This is a genomic window from Bacillus sp. JJ1532 (genome assembly GCF_036965085.1).
Classification (GTDB): Bacteria; Bacillota; Bacilli; order Bacillales; family Cytobacillaceae; genus Cytobacillus.
The window spans coordinates 14,412-29,810 of record NZ_JBALOW010000034.1 but is presented as its reverse complement, the minus strand read 5'-3'; the positions used below and the strand labels follow the sequence as shown (position 1 = coordinate 29,810).

The window sequence follows — 15,399 nt, the reverse complement described above, 5'->3', positions numbered from 1 at the left end:
GCGTCTTTCTTCATGAAAAGGGACATTTAATGGAATAAGAAGGGAATTACTACAATTTGTCGAAAAAAGTAAGTATCTCAATGAATTCTAATTAAATCCAAAAACACAATTATCTAAGTATTATTATATTCTGGAGGGGATATTGTGAATATAAACATTGAAAGAGCAAGGATAAATGAGGCTGAAATATTAGTGAAAATATACCGAGACGCTTATTCAGAAAACGAAAATTTAGGGTTTCCAGCAAGTGCTTTGTGAGTGAGTATTAATGAGGTAGAAGAATGGATAAAAAGTACAATTTTATTAACTGTCAGAATACAAAGTGATCTCTTTTGACCTTCGTGGTCATGGTGATTCTGAAAAACCTGAACATGTTGATTATACAATAGAAAAATTTTCCGAAGATTTAAGAAAATTAATGGAATCCCTTAATATAACATCAGCAGTACTTGTTGGTCTTTCAATGGGAGGAGCTATAGTTCAACGTTTTGCTTTAGACCATCCTAATTTGGTTCGCGCGCTTATATTAGTGGGTACTACAGCTTATGGTTTAGGACCTATGGTTCAAGCTAAGAATGTAATAAATAGAATCGATGAAATTGGTATTGAAGAAGCCAGTAAAGAAGTTATTAGGCATAGTTTTTCTTCTACCACTTCACAAAGTGTAGTAAAATGGGCTGAAAATGAAGTAATTAAAACTCCTAAACATGTAGCAAAACAGGCAATACGCTCCTTAGATAGCTTTGATGTCCGTCAAGAAATACACTCTTTAAATATTCCTACTATGATTATAGTTGGAGAAGAAGATGACATTACTCCAGTTAAAGAATCTGAATATCTTTATGACAATATTAAGGGCTCTGAATTATACATTATTTCAAAAGCTGCACATTTCCCTATGTTGGAACAACCATTTGAATTTAATAGTCATATGTTAAAATTCTTATCAGGTTTGCCTGTATTTGAATTACATTAATTCATATTCTCGTAATTTTTTATATAATTGACTTCGATCAATACCTAGTAACTTGGCTGCACGTGTTTTATTTCCATTCGTTTGATTTAGGGCCGTTTGAATAGTGGCGTATTCGACGGCCTTAACATTTTCATTTAGGTTTAAGTTTGTATTATGATTGCTAATATTAGATAGTTTACTTAGTTCTGGTAAGTGTTCTAATTTCAATTGATTACCAGTTACAAAATGAACTGCATGCTCTATAACATTTCTTAATTCACGGATATTACCTGGCCAACTATACTTCTTTAAATAATCCATTAGTTCATCAGTCAAGTATAGTTCACCTAAACCTAATTCACTACGAAGAGTTAATAAAAAATGATTAATCAATTCAGGTAAATCGTCTGTTCTCTCCCTTAAGGAAGGTACTTTAACTGTAAAGATATTAATTCTATAATAAAGATCCTGTCTAAATTGGTTTTCAATTACATGTTTATGTAAATTACGATGCGTGGCACATATTACACGTACATCAACTGGAATGGGTTTTGTTCCTCCCACTCTCACTATTTCCTTTTCTTGCAAAACTCTGAGTAAAGATGATTGCATTGGTAGAGGCATATCTCCAATTTCGTCAAGAAATAATGTTCCGGAATTGGCCAATTCGACTTTACCTATTTGGCCTTTTTGGCGAGCTCCAGTAAATGCTCCACCTTCGTAACCAAATAATTCAGCTTCAAGCAATTCTCTTGGAATTGCGGAACAGTTAATACGTACAAAAGGATTGGATGATCGATTCGATAGAGTATGTATTGAATGAGCTATAAGCTCTTTTCCGGTACCACTTTCACCATAAATCAATACTGAGGAGTTTGATTGCGAAATACGTTTTATCTGCTTTTTTAATTCTTCAATTTGTTTACTCGATCCAATAATATCCTTTAAGTTGTACTTTGCTTTCCAATAGTTATTTATACTAGGTTCTAACTCTATATTAAATAGTTTACGTGCTAGGTCTAATACCTGACTAGTTTCGTTAAAAATAGCAAAGCCTACAGCCCCAACTACTACATCTCCAGATTTGATAGGTAACTGTTTAATTACTAATTTTCTTCCCCTTACCACAAGCTCATCAATTAGAGGTTTTCCGTTTTTTGCCACTAAATGCAGTTTTGTATGGGGAGAGATTAATTCAGTTACATGTTGACCTAGTGCAAATTCACGGTTAACTCCTAAAATTTCGCAATAAGTATGGTTAATATAAATAACAAAACCATTTTTATCAATAGCAACAACACAGTCAGATAACTGGTCTAGTATTTTTTCAAATAAATCTATATTGTATAAAAAGTAATCAGACGTACTAATGATTTATCCCTCCACAGGATTAGTTTAAAGCCTTGTGTTAAAGTGATATTGTAAAAAAATTCGAATATGCATTTTTCTTAGCTGCAGTAATCCAACCGTCACTGTCATTACAATGAAACCAAGCGTGATACTTTGACTGTTCGATGTTTTTTTTATTTCCCATAAAAAATTACCCTTTATGGGTACACTGATAGTTATGAGAAACCCCTGCGCTCGCCAAAGTTTAGGGGTTTTTCTATGTTGTTATTTTATCAGACTTCGGCAGTAAGTGACAGAATTGTTTAAATTGCAAGTTTCATTGACTCGATATGTACTGTACGGTCTTAACAGCACACAAAGGTGTAGCGTTAGGAAAATGCGGATTATTAAGGGAATTTTAATGAGGACTTGTTGCATCATATGTCTCCTTAAGGCTGGGAGCATTTTAATTTACTGGGGGAATATCATTCTAATTCGGAGAAAAAGCTCTCGTTAGAGTCTTTAAGACCATTAAGAGTTCTTAACGTGTTAAAATCGGTGTAATCGTCTTGAAAATATGCTTAACGTTGTAAATTCACATTTTCCTAGGGTTTGGCCTTCTGTGAGGGCAGACTATGCCGTATTTCCTCATAATTCTTTGAATCTTTTTTCGACTAAATATCAGGTTTATTTTCATTCTCCAAAATCATTTTTATGGACCGCGACCCTCTTATAACCACGACGACTTTAAAATAACCTCTTTGGCTTCTAAGTCCAATTGTTCTCTTGCTACGCGGCTATTGGATGCCTTTAGGTGGCTATAATATCCAGAACGAGAGACCCCTAGAAGGTCACAAAAATACCTTGTCATTCGCTTAAATTGATTTTGTTCAATGGTCTCATAAATCAACTGATACACTCTACTAGGATCTAGATTTTCGCTTGCGTTTAGCAGCCTCCTTTCTGTCACTTCTAGCTTTTTTAATAGCTCTACTTGTCCCTCCGGTAGCTTAATTCTTACTTACTGCCTTTCAATTACTTCGGCTGGTGTAAGGTTCCGTTTTAATGGTCTACCAGAACTTGTTTTCCTCGAATCGTTCAAACCAATTAACCCGCTCTTCTCGTACACCTTCTTCCACCTGTGAGCTGACTGTTCAATCAGCTTCAACCCAATAACATCGATATCAAAGCCGTTCTCTATAAAAATTTGACGTGGAAGTTTGCCTGCCAGATATTCATCCATAAATTTATTTTTAAAAGAATCCGAATATGTTATGGATTTTCATTCTTTGTGGTGAAGCGCTGATTTTTGCGCTTCATGGATGGTTATAGGGGCTTCAGCATAAGAATCCAAATTTAAAAATCGGTTCCTAAACGTTGTAAGGAACCGATTTTTCTATGTTCTAATTTACTTAACGTTGTAAATCCGCATTTATCTTAACTTAACCACTAAATATGCGTTAAGTAATCACGTTGAAAAACTGTCATTAGAATAATTTTTTAATATAGGAAATTAACAATGATACTGTTTTTATTATTCAACATTATATTAATATCTGGATAATCTATAAAAAACATTGCTTACAATTTCAATCTAGTACTTTTTGTTCCTTCATTTAGCTTTTCAATTAAATTTAATCTAGCTTTAACTTGTTCCTCTAGAGAAGCTGCTAAAGAAGCAGAAATAGAATTTACAAGAGCTAAAGCAGAGACGTTAGAATTGTGGAAGTTGACACTCTCATACTTACTCAACAAATATGTCTCAGCGTATTGTATCAACGGAGAGACCATACTATCAGTAATTACAACTACTTTAATTCCTTGTTTCTGCGCAAGTTCAGTAAATTCCACCGTTTCTAGATGATACCTAGGGAAGCTTATGCTAATTAATACATCACGTTCACTCATACGCAGTAAATATTCCATATGCATACGCTCTATTGTATTAACAAGCGTTACATTACCTAAAATAGGCTCTAAGACAGCGTGCATATAAGATGCAATTGAATAAGAGCTGCGGTGCCCGATTATATAAATATTTCTAGAATCCCGCAGTAATTTAACTACTGACTCCATCATATTCTGACTGTTCAACTGCATTGTTTCCTGTAAACTTGATAAATCTTTTTGAAAGGATTTTACAAATACATCATTTTTTTCTTGGCTAATCCCTGATGTTAGACGAAAAGCAGGACTTAATTTATGCTGTAGATTTTCTCTCAACTTTTTTTGTAGATCCGGATATCCTTGAAACCCCAGTTCAGTAGCAAATCTAGTAAGAGAAGATGGACTTACTCCTATTTGCGAGGCTAATCGATCAATTGTTAAGAAGGAAGTTGCATCTTCATTTTTCAAAAAATAATCAGCAATTTTGCGTTGAGTATCTGTCAAATTATTATATTGTTCCTTAATCAAATCTGGTAAAGATATGGCTTTCTCCATCAAATTAAGCTCCCATCATTTTTTTCCCTACATGATTGTGATTTATATAGTATAGCATACCTCTGGAAACCATATTTCCATCTAATCAACAACTCATGCCCATAAAGATTTTCTAATAAAATAAATCCATTATGTCACTTGAAGATTTCAAGCTCTGATATCTGCAACGCTTACATATTACGACCAATAAAAACAATTTTTAAAGAAAATCTATAATAATTATTTTAGCAGGCAATCACTTTTTTACTAATCTAATTACTTTTTATTTTAAGAGTTATTTAAAAATTGAGTTTACAAAAATAATTAAAGCTGATATTATCGTTTTTAAGTTAAGAAAAAATTTTTTCAGGAGGTGTTTGTTTTGAAAATAAATTTTGAATCTAGTTTACTGAGAGGGGATATTCGAAAATGAGTGTAGGTAATCGAGTATTTTTAAAAAGAGAATTGCCAGATCTTAACCTTGTAGAACAATTTAAATCTATTCCAGCTGCAAACGTTGCTGACTGTATGGAGCGATTAAGTGCTCTCAGCTCAGAAATTAAATTAATGTCCAAGCCTAAAGAAAAAGTTATGGCTGGTGTAGCACTTACTGTAAAAGCACGTCCTGGTGATAATCTTTTACTACATAAAGCATTAAATATAGCTGGTGAAGGTGATATAATCATCGTTTCGAACGAGGGAGATCGCACTCAGGCACTTTTAGGGGAAATTATGGCAACCTACGCAGCACATACAAAAAAAATTGCAGGCTTAGTTTTAGATGGCCCGATTCGTGATATTGATGTAATTTCACAAATGGATTTACCCATTTATGCAACAGGCACTACTCCGGGAGGCCCCTTTAAAGAAGGTCCAGGTGAGGTCAATGTCCCGATTGCTTGTGGAGGCATCCATGTCAGCCCTGGTGATATTATACTTGGCGACGCTGACGGTGTGGTTGTCATCCCAAGAAATGATGCTGCTACTATCTTAGAAGCTGCAAAGGTTCTATCTGCTAATGACCAAAAGAAAGTGCAAGCTGCAACTGATGGAACAGCAAAAAGAGGATGGGTAGACGAAAAGTTAAAGCAAAAAAACTGTGGAATTATTGATGATGTTTATAATTGATAATTAAAAAGCAAGCGTTTTATTTCCTAATATATTTAATGATTTAGTGTTTTTGAAAGGAGACTCATATGAAAAAATATATTTTTGATAAAAAATATCTCCCGCACCGAATGTTAGCCGGTTTCATTTTAGGTATTGTGTTCGGAGCTATATTTACTGACATATCATTAACAATAAAACCACTTGGTACTTTATTTATGGACTTAATCAAAATGCTAATTGTACCAGTTATTTTCTTCAGTGTAACAAGTGGTATTGCTGCAATCGGTGATGTTCACAAATTAAAACGAGTAGGGTCAAAGGTTGTTTTAGTTTATACAGTAATGACGATTTTTGCAGCTATCTTAGGTATTATTGTTGCAGCTATCATCCGGCCGGGTAAAGGATTCACTATGGAAGGTGCTTCAAATTTTGACGCATCTAACGTTACAACGCCAGACTTCCTTGCATTCTTCTTTGAAATGGTTCCTACCAACATAGTAGAAGCTATGTCTACAGGTAATGTAATGCAGATAATCTTCTTCTCATTTATTTTCGGTATTGCTTTAGTTTTACTTGGGGAAAAAGCTAATTTAGTTACAAAATTTGTGGATCAGAGTGCTAACGTAATTTATCGTATGCTTGATATTGTTATGATTTACGCTCCAATTGGTGTATTCGCTTTAATGGCAAATACTGTCGCTGAATACGGTTCACAATTATTCGGTGCAATGTTTAAATTCATTGCAGCTGTATGGATTGGTGACCTTTTTATATGGATTATTTTAAGTGTATTTGCAGCCTTATATTCAGGCGTAAAATACTCTTATTTATGCAAATCAATGCTCCCAATTTGGGCAAACACTATGGCAACAACTTCAAGTGCTGGTACAATTCCAATAACAATGGATGTTACAACTAAAAAGCTAGGAATTCCACACTCAATAGCATCTTTTTCGATTCCATTAGGTGCGACAATCAACCTTACAGGAGCAGCTTTATGGAAAACTGTACTTGCAGTATTCGTTGCTGATATGTACAGCATCAGCTTTACACCAGCACAATTCGTATTAATCGTTCTTATTTCTACGATTATGTCAATTGCTGCACCAGGTATTCCAGGAGGAGGTATCGTAACAGGTGCGATCTTCTTAAACCTATTAGGTCTTCCATTAGAACTTATGGGATTAATTGTAGGTATGTACCGATTACTGGATATGGCTAATACAACAGTAAACGTCTCTGGTGACGTACTTGGTACAATGATTGTTGCTAAAAACGAAAAATTATGGAATCCAAAGAAAATAGATTTCGATAAGGAGGCTCAATATGAAGCTAGCAAATAGAATGAGCAGGTTCTCCGGTTCACCTACATCTGCTTTAATTACAAAAGTAGCGGAATTAAGGAAAGAAGGCCGAGATATTATTTCATTAAACGTTGGAGAACCAGATTATCAAACGCCTGATAATATTAAAACTGCTGGAATTAAAGCTATTGTTGATGGTTTTACAAAGTATACGCCAGGCCCAGGCATTGTTGAACTTAGGCAGGAAATTTCTAAAAAATTATTAGAAGATAATGGTCTTGAATATAATCTAAATGAGATTTGTGTAACAGTAGGTGCAAAGCAGGCTATTTTTAACGCAATTATGGCTACATGCGATGAAGGGGATGAAGTTATCATCCCAGTTCCTTGCTGGGTAAGCTATGTTGATATGGTTAAAATCGCAAATGCAAAACCAATACTTGTTCCTGTTCAAGAAGAAAACGGATATGTTCTTGATATTGAAGCAATTAAAGCAGCCGTTACACCAAATACAAGGGCGATTATTATTTGTACTCCTAATAACCCTACTGGTGCTGTTTACAGTAAGGAAAGCTTAGAACAATTAGTCAATATTGCATGCGAAAACGACTTTTGGGTTATCACTGATGAAATCTATGAAAAGTTAATTTACGATGATAACAAGCATGTAAGCTGTGCCTCTGTCTCTAAAAAGGCATGGGAACATACAATTACAGTGAACGGCTTTTCAAAGGCTTATTCCATGACAGGCTGGAGGGTAGGTTATGCTGCTGGACCAAAGCAGGTAATTGATGCTATGAAGTCTTTACAAAGCCAAATGACATCCGCAACTAGCGGTATTTCTCAGAAAGCTGCTACAGTTGCACTAACTGGATCACAGCATGATATTGAAGTAATGGTTGAGGCGTTTAAAAAGCGCAGAGAATATGTTGTAAATAGACTAAACAGCATCAAGGGCTTATCATGCTCAACACCTGCTGGTGCATTCTATATTATGGTAGACGTTAGCTATTATTTAGGAAAAAAATATAATGAATATGAAATTAAAACAGCAATGGATTTAGCCAACTATATATTAGATACTGTTAACGTTGCTGTAGTACCAGGGGAAGCATTCTTTACAAGCGGTAAAATACGAATTTCATATTCAAACTCTATGGAAAATCTGGATAAAGCATTGTCTAGAGTTGAAGAAACTATAAGCAAGCTTCATAATTAACTTTATAAACCGTTCAGTATGAATATTAATTTATAAAAGAGATCCCGCCAAACATAAACTGGAACCCTTTGTCTAGGACACTATAAAAAAAGGGATTAAGCTGCATCTAGAAGATGATTCCTATATTGAATGAGGGCACTGAAAAAGTCCATTTATTAATTAGGCAGTATAAAGTTTGTTATTTAAGAACTTTATACTGCCTTTTTACTTTATAATTTAAGGTTATGTATGTAGGTGATTTTTCAAAAAGATTTCAAACCAAGAATCATTTAGTCTTAGTCCAATTATGGCAATTTACGATATAGTTGTTCCAAAGGATAATATGCTTGGTCAAATTAATGAACTTATTGACTTCTCTTTCATTTTAGAAGAACTGAAAAATAAATACTGTCTTAATAATGGTCGTAATGCAGTATCGCCTATTCGGATGTTTAAATACTTATTATTAAAATCAATATTTGATTTATCCGATGTAGATGTAGTAGAACGTTCGAAATACGATATGTCATTTAAATATTTTTTAGATTTGGCACCAGAAGATCCTGTTATTAATCCTAGTTCATTTACGAAATTTCGTAAGGAAAGATAAGATGAAGAATCGATTCTTAGCTTAATTTTTGAGGAGTAAGAAGAACACTTTTTTAAGGAGTAACACCATTTATGTTATACTTCCCCTAAAAAGATAGGGGAGCGGGAAAAGATGAAATGCCATAAGTGCGGAGGATAACCAAAATTACCCTTTAGAACACTATAATTCCATTCCGCAAATGGGTTTTAAAACAAACTATTACGAAATTTGGAGAAAACAAGAGAAATCGTGAGATTTTCCTTTCTATATAGAGGGAGTATAGTTGAAGAGTGTTGTTTAACTTGTGTTCAACAATCGGGCCATTTAATGGAATAAGACATCCTAACAAAGCTTTACCTACTAATTGACCTTTCAATCAGAAAACACACATAAATTTGTAATTAACCAAATTTATGTGTGTTTTTACTTCAATAATTGTTAGTTTGTGTTGCTTTTATGTCAAAAGCAAGACAAATTAAACAAAATGGTTATGCACTATAATTCATTAAATTTTTATTTAAAAGGGCACATATAAATGAATTTTTATATCTCCCTGGGATTAAAATTGATGGTATAAACCTAAAATTAACACTTTTGTTTGATTAATTTTTCCAAGGTGAATGTAATATACATTCACAGAAATTTTTTTGTTTATAGTTCGGTTCAAAGAATTTAACGACATCAGATTTAATATTACCAAAAGTAGTTTCTGGTTTGTGCTTAAAACCTTCATAAAATGCTGGAATAATATCTTGTTTGAAATTATTACGTGGGAATGCCTTTACAATTTCTTCTCTCAAGTCAGCTGGAAATTGTTCAAAACCTCTCCCTATAACATCTAACTCAACACCTGAGTTCAGTAATGAGACTTCAGATTCTTTATGTTCTGCTATACCAACTGTTGTATGCAATGCTATTGCATCCCATACAAGACGAATCGTCTCATCTGGAACTTGATAATGTTGCAAAAAGCTTCTTGCAGCATTTGCACCATCTACTTCAAATCGTAAATCTGGACTGCTATACTCTTTTGTTAACCCTAAATCATGAAATAATGCACTGATATACAGTAACTCTAAGTCATATTTCTTATTTGCCTTTTTTCCCGCAATGGCACCAAATAGAAATACACGATTTGAATGATTCCATAATAAATCATTTCCGTGCTCTCTCAAAATATCTCTTGCATCCTTTGCTAATATAGAATCCGGAATTTTAATACCTGCTACTTCATTAAGCATAATCTAAAACACCTTTCTTATTTAAAAGTCCTTTGTACAAAAGGCTTTCTTTATTGTAAAAGAGTATTTATCATTTATCTATTTAATTATTTCTATAATAATTATAGATATTATCTATCGTATGAGGCCTTTTAAAATTTCAATGGAATACTTTTCTACATTAAATTGCAGCTTCTCTATTTCATTTATTAACAACTCAATAAAACCACGTGTTGCATAATTTATAAAACTGTTCTTTTTCATTGTAAGCGAAACTTCTCCATTTAAAGATGGCTTTTCAATTCGTTGAAAATATAAATCACCTGTCTCATAAAAGTCGTATAGTGTACGTGAAACAACACTACAACCAGTCCCACTTCGAACTAGCTTTAATATAGATTCAATACTAGATGTCTCTACAATAGGTACTAATGGTTTACCAACCTGCTCGCTAGTCTTATCAAGTATTTTTCTACATTGATGCATTTTGGGAAATAAGATAAGTGGTCTATCTAATACAGTAGTGAAGGAAATACTGTTGTCACTACCTTTACTATTACTAATCAGATAAAACTCTTCATCATATAATTTAATAACTTGCAACAAATCGAGTTGTTTAAAGTGAAAACCAATACCAAAATCAGCTTGATTTTCTAAAACAGCTTTCTCTACTTGGTCAGTACTTTGAACTGAGACTTTAATATTTGGATATAAATGATTAAATTTTATACACAAAGTAGATATTAAATCCGTTATTTCTCCTGGTAACACAGCAATTTTTAATTCACCTATTTTTACTTTAGTAAATGCTTCAATCTGTGAGGATATATTTTGTAAGGAAATTTGAATTTTTACAGCTTCTTTTTGTACAATTTCTCCAACCTTAGTAAGTTCAACTTTCTTACCAATACGATTGAAAAGAGGAAACCCTATTTCTTGTTCAAGAACCTTGATTTGATGACTTAGAGTTGGTTGTGTAATTCCTAATTTTTCTGCTGCTTTTGTAAAATGTAGTTCGTTGCTCACCATTAAAAAGTATTCTAAATGCCGTAATTCAATATATACCATTCCTTTCAAGGGAGGTAATTCTTCTCCCGATAGAATTACAAATGTTGTTTGATTTATTCTGCTCATTATTTGGTACTATTTCTGTCGTTCCAGCCTACAAATCAAATTATTTTGTTTCAGCAGCTCGTTCAATTGTTTTTGGAAGTAGATCATCTAAGCCTACTCTAGTAAGGAATTTTGTTCGAACACGATCAGCAACTACTGAGGCCTCTTCTGATCCATCATCTGATGGATCAATGTGTACTCGATATGGTCGTTCACCTTTTGGTAGAGATACAATACGTACAATTTCATCAGATACCATAGATACATCAGCGTGCTCGGGGGAAATAGCAGCGAGCTTTTCACTTATTTGATCTATTAAACCTTTGTACTTAGCATCATATTCCTCTTGTACATGTTTGTCTTGTGGCTGACCAGCGTTAAGGAAATGATTCGTTCCACTTGTAAATGAACCTGGTACCACGATTGAAGTTTCTATTCCAAAACGGGCCAGTTCAGCCGCATAAGATACTGCTAATGAGTCCATACCTGCCTTTGCAGCAAAATAAGGCGCTAAGTAAGGTGGTGTTCCACCTTTTACACTTGAGCTAGACATCCAAATTATCAAGCCTTGTCCACGTTTCCGCATGTTAGGAAGCACAGAGCGATTAACACGTTGAGTCGATAACACATTTATATTGTACATTTCCGCTAGTTGCTCAGGCGTAAACGCCTCTGCTGGACCAACAACCATATGTCCGGCATTATGAATCAAGACATCAATATGATTATGTTCTGCTAAAATTTCTCTCACTGCAGAATCAATAGAATCCTGTGAATTCACATCCATTTCAATCGCTTTAATATTTACCATATGTTCGGACGCATAATCGTTAACCGCTTTTACTTGAGGAGCATTACGCCCATCTGTTTCCCGCATACCCGCATAGACAATATGTCCAGCTCTTGAAAGTGTTCGAGCGGTTAGAGCACCAAATCCACTTGAAGCTCCTGTTATAACTATGACTTTTTTTTCTTCACTACTCATTATCCATCCCTCCTAATTTAAATTATGCAAGTCCGCCATTTGAAAATATAACCTGTCCATTTATCCAACGTCCTGAAGTTGCTAAATATGTTACTGTGTCGGCAATGTCTTCAGGTGTACCTAGACGTTCAAGTGGTGCTGCTTTAGAAAGTTTATCGATTGTTTGTTCATCTTTTCTATCTAAAAATAATGGTGTTGCAGTTGGACCTGGAGCCACTGCATTAACGGTGATATCTTTACCACGCAATTCGCGAGCCAATATCATTGTCATTGATTCAACGGCAGCTTTACTTGCAACGTAAGCACCATATGTTGGAAATTGCGTGCGAGTAACAGAAGTAGAAAAATTGATAATTGCACCACCTTTGCGAACACGTCGCGCCGCTTGTTGGGATATTACAAAAGTGCCTCGAATATTTGTGCGGTGCATTTTATCTAAATCAGCTAAGTCCATCTCTGCGATAGGGCTGAGTAACATGATACCTGCTGTATTGATTACGACATCAATACCCCCAAATTTTTCTTCAACTATATCGAAAGCTTCTTGCATAACTTTTTCATCTGCAACATCTCCACCTATACTAATTGCTTTTCCACCTTGCTGTACAATCTCATCCACAATAGTATCTGCTCTAAGCTTATTGCTAGAATAATGCACAGCAACAGCAAATCCATTATCGGCTAATTTTTTTACTATTGCGTGTCCGATACCGCCAGAACCACCTGTAACAAGTGCAACTCGCAAATCATGTGTTTCAGTAGATGTTTTTTTCATGATATTTCTCCTTTGTTATTTAATAGTTAAGTTACAAATTATTAATATTGTAACTTAACGATAGGGTTATTATACACCTCTAAGTTACAAAGTCAACATTTTGTAACTTAGGAGTATATCCTGTATAATGAAACTTAGAATAAACAAGGAGGGTTCATATTGGCAATACTTACAAAAGAGAAGATATTTTCTGTCACAGAAGAAATAATACTGAAAAAAGGAGTGCAAAAAACCACTCTTTCTGATATTGCAAAAGAACTTGGAGTCACTCATGCCGCATTTTATAAACATTACAAAAATAAAGAGGACCTATTGCAGCAACTTGCACTAAGGTGGTTAAAAATGACTTCTAAGGAATTATTAGAATGGGAACCTCCCAAAGATATAAGTTCAGCTGTTGCACTTCACGACTGGCTCTGGCTTCTGGCTACTACAAAGAAAAAACTTTATCATGAAAACAAACGTATGTTTCGATTATATACGGATTATTTAGAGGGTACTCAAATCCTCGTTAAAGATCACTTAAAACAATTAGCGCAAAAAGCAGAATCCATTAGTGGATTAAAAAAATCTGGCCCTGCTATTATTACAGCATTTGTATATTTCCATAATCCATACTTTGCAGACCGTTGGGATAATGAGCTTTATAAAGAGAGTTTTGAAGACGTATGGAAACTAATTGCTAACAAACTGCCTTAAGTTAATGGAAGTCCTTTGAAGAAGAAAAATAAATCGTGATGAGGTCATGAATACCCGCTTTTCGCTTTTATTCAAAGCATATAATCGAGATAAAGAAATTCCTAAATTATTATGAAGGTCCGTATGACCGCTACTAAAAAATTAAAACTATATAGTTCGATAGGATATAGCATTTATGATGAGGAAGTAATACATAAACCAAATAGTAGTAATATAAAAGTTGTTTCTATGATGAAGCAACTTTAGTTGTTGAGGTAACGGATGCGTTTCTGGAACAAATGGAAATGCCTTTTCTTTTTATGGTAACTGGGCAGAATAATTTGAACAATGTATGATAAAGTAGACTAAAAAAACTGGGGGGTAATTTGATGATAATCGGTCAAATCACGGAGATTGTTCGTCATCCTGTGAAATCTTTTTATGGAGAGAGCGTACAGAAAACAAGAATAATGGAATATGGCTTGTACGGAGACCGTAGCCATGCTTTTTTAGATGAAACAAGACCAGGAAAATTTTTAACAATAACACAGTTTCCAGAAATGGTTCGATATAAAGCGAGATTCGTAGGTAAAGAGTTGGTGAATGAATACCCTAGAGTCGAAATATTGACACCTGAAGGTAAGACTTTTGAATGGGGGGATAAAGAATTAACGAATGAAATTGAACACAAATCGAAACGGAAAATTTCTCTTGTTACATATCCCCCTACTTACGTACCTTTAGGAGCAATTGAAGAAGAACACATTCAACTTGTTACTGACGCTTCATTAAATAGATTGAAAGAAATATGGGGAAAATCAGAGATTGATTATAGACGTTTTCGACCTAATTTACTTATATCATTAAATGAAAAAATCCCCTTTATAGAAGATCAATGGTTTGGCAAACGAGTCAGGATAGGGAATAAAGTTGAAATAGAATTAAAAAGGCATTGTGAAAGATGTATGATTATTACCGTTAATCCTGAAAATGCAGAAAAAGATGCGACTTTGTTAAAAACAGTTGTAAAAGAAAGAAGCAATTTTTTCGGCGTATATGCTTCTGTTATAAAAACGGGCGAAATTCATGTGGGTGATGATGTCCTTCTTCTTGAATGAAGTTTTGATTGACAAAGAATAAAAGAAATAAAAAATATTTAATTAATTGACGTTGCCTATTTAAAGATTGTGAAAAAATGTACTACAAGTAACTGGTAGTTTTAGCACAATAACAAAGGAATAATTTTTGCAGCATTTTCTCATTTTCCACTATTCATCAATCGGCGCTTTTCTGTAAAAAGGAACAGCGCTTATTTTCATTATAGAGCCAAATTGTTGAATAGGAGTTACCGATTTAACCATTTTATTAAGAGTTTTTTTGGTTTAAAATTAATCGCGGCGAACCGTACCATAAGTAAATGAGGTTTTAAAATCCCACAATTACTGGTTAGAAATAGTTAGCCATGCTCTACACTAGGGGTTAAATTTTAATTTACTAGACAATTGGGGTTTTTTTATATGAATAAGTTCAAAATATGCAAGGTAAATAACTAAATCTTGTATATTTTCGAAGAGTATACCGATGAAGATTCTATTTGTGAATAAACGGATACTTGCTAGACCGGAGTTGATGGTAGATGAGGACCTGTATTAGTGTCAATTGTTTCAATAATTAATGAGTAGTTGCACTTAAATTATGGGGATACAATAAGCATGGTCAAAA

General features: G+C 34.0%; 13 protein-coding genes and 2 pseudogenes. 7 read left to right on the top strand and 8 right to left on the bottom strand.

From position 1 onward, the window contains the following. The first annotated feature begins 322 nt into the window (after positions 1-322). Positions 323-976: an alpha/beta fold hydrolase gene (locus V7122_RS12910; protein ID WP_335344786.1), complete on the top strand. Its 654-nt coding sequence runs from the start codon at positions 323-325 to the stop codon at positions 974-976. Here the strand turns inward: V7122_RS12910 and V7122_RS12905 are convergent. From V7122_RS12905 to V7122_RS12895, 4 genes and pseudogenes are all read right to left on the bottom strand, one after another. After that, complete coding sequence (locus tag V7122_RS12905; RefSeq protein ID WP_335527091.1) at positions 968-2,119, bottom strand: sigma-54 interaction domain-containing protein; 1,152 nt, start codon at positions 2,117-2,119, stop codon at positions 968-970. The two genes, V7122_RS12910 and V7122_RS12905, sit on opposite strands and share 9 nt — an antisense overlap. A gap of 18 nt (positions 2,120-2,137) precedes the next feature. Then, positions 2,138-2,278, bottom strand: a pseudogene (locus V7122_RS25760) (PAS domain-containing protein); the annotation flags it as partial. 1,027 nt (positions 2,279-3,305) lie between these two features. Further along, on the bottom strand, positions 3,306-3,527 hold the full coding sequence (locus V7122_RS12900) for a helix-turn-helix domain-containing protein (RefSeq protein ID WP_335347751.1): 222 nt from the start codon (positions 3,525-3,527) through the stop codon (positions 3,306-3,308). Positions 3,528-3,865: 338 nt separating this feature from the next. Continuing rightward, positions 3,866-4,726, bottom strand: coding sequence for a MurR/RpiR family transcriptional regulator (locus V7122_RS12895; RefSeq protein WP_335347752.1), 861 nt, complete (start codon positions 4,724-4,726; stop codon positions 3,866-3,868). A 408-nt stretch (positions 4,727-5,134) separates the two neighbouring features. On the opposite strand from V7122_RS12895, the gene V7122_RS12890 reads away from it, so the two are divergent. The 4 genes and pseudogenes from V7122_RS12890 to V7122_RS12875 all read left to right on the top strand — a co-directional run. Next, on the top strand, positions 5,135-5,833 hold the full coding sequence (locus V7122_RS12890) for an RraA family protein (protein ID WP_335355240.1): 699 nt from the start codon (positions 5,135-5,137) through the stop codon (positions 5,831-5,833). Positions 5,834-5,901: 68 nt separating this feature from the next. Continuing rightward, a complete protein-coding gene (locus tag V7122_RS12885; RefSeq protein WP_335347754.1) occupies positions 5,902-7,158 on the top strand; it encodes a dicarboxylate/amino acid:cation symporter in 1,257 nt (418 codons plus the stop codon). Next, positions 7,142-8,338, top strand: coding sequence for a pyridoxal phosphate-dependent aminotransferase (locus tag V7122_RS12880; protein WP_335347755.1), 1,197 nt, complete (start codon positions 7,142-7,144; stop codon positions 8,336-8,338). The genes V7122_RS12885 and V7122_RS12880 overlap by 17 nt, the downstream gene beginning before the upstream one ends. 286 nt (positions 8,339-8,624) lie before the next feature. Then, a pseudogene (locus V7122_RS12875) lies at positions 8,625-8,924 on the top strand (transposase); the annotation flags it as partial. A gap of 584 nt (positions 8,925-9,508) precedes the next feature. Here the strand turns inward: V7122_RS12875 and V7122_RS12870 are convergent. The 4 genes from V7122_RS12870 to V7122_RS12855 all read right to left on the bottom strand — a co-directional run bounded on the left by V7122_RS12870 (position 9,509) and on the right by V7122_RS12855 (position 12,999). Further along, positions 9,509-10,147: an HD domain-containing protein gene (locus V7122_RS12870; RefSeq protein ID WP_335347756.1), complete on the bottom strand. Its 639-nt coding sequence runs from the start codon at positions 10,145-10,147 to the stop codon at positions 9,509-9,511. A 114-nt stretch (positions 10,148-10,261) separates the two neighbouring features. Next, a complete protein-coding gene (locus V7122_RS12865) occupies positions 10,262-11,194 on the bottom strand; it encodes a LysR family transcriptional regulator (RefSeq protein WP_335527097.1) in 933 nt (310 codons plus the stop codon). Between the two features lie 106 nt (positions 11,195-11,300). Then, a complete protein-coding gene (locus V7122_RS12860) occupies positions 11,301-12,224 on the bottom strand; it encodes an SDR family oxidoreductase (RefSeq protein ID WP_335527088.1) in 924 nt (307 codons plus the stop codon). 22 nt (positions 12,225-12,246) lie between these two features. Then, positions 12,247-12,999 (bottom strand): SDR family oxidoreductase, encoded by a 753-nt coding sequence (locus tag V7122_RS12855; RefSeq protein ID WP_335527086.1) that lies wholly within the window; start codon positions 12,997-12,999, stop codon positions 12,247-12,249. Positions 13,000-13,158: 159 nt separating this feature from the next. On the opposite strand from V7122_RS12855, the gene V7122_RS12850 reads away from it, so the two are divergent. Further along, positions 13,159-13,698, top strand: coding sequence for a TetR/AcrR family transcriptional regulator (locus V7122_RS12850; protein ID WP_335347760.1), 540 nt, complete (start codon positions 13,159-13,161; stop codon positions 13,696-13,698). A 368-nt stretch (positions 13,699-14,066) separates the two neighbouring features. Then, on the top strand, positions 14,067-14,795 hold the full coding sequence (locus V7122_RS12845; protein ID WP_335527084.1) for an MOSC domain-containing protein: 729 nt from the start codon (positions 14,067-14,069) through the stop codon (positions 14,793-14,795). Positions 14,796-15,399 lie beyond the last annotated feature (604 nt).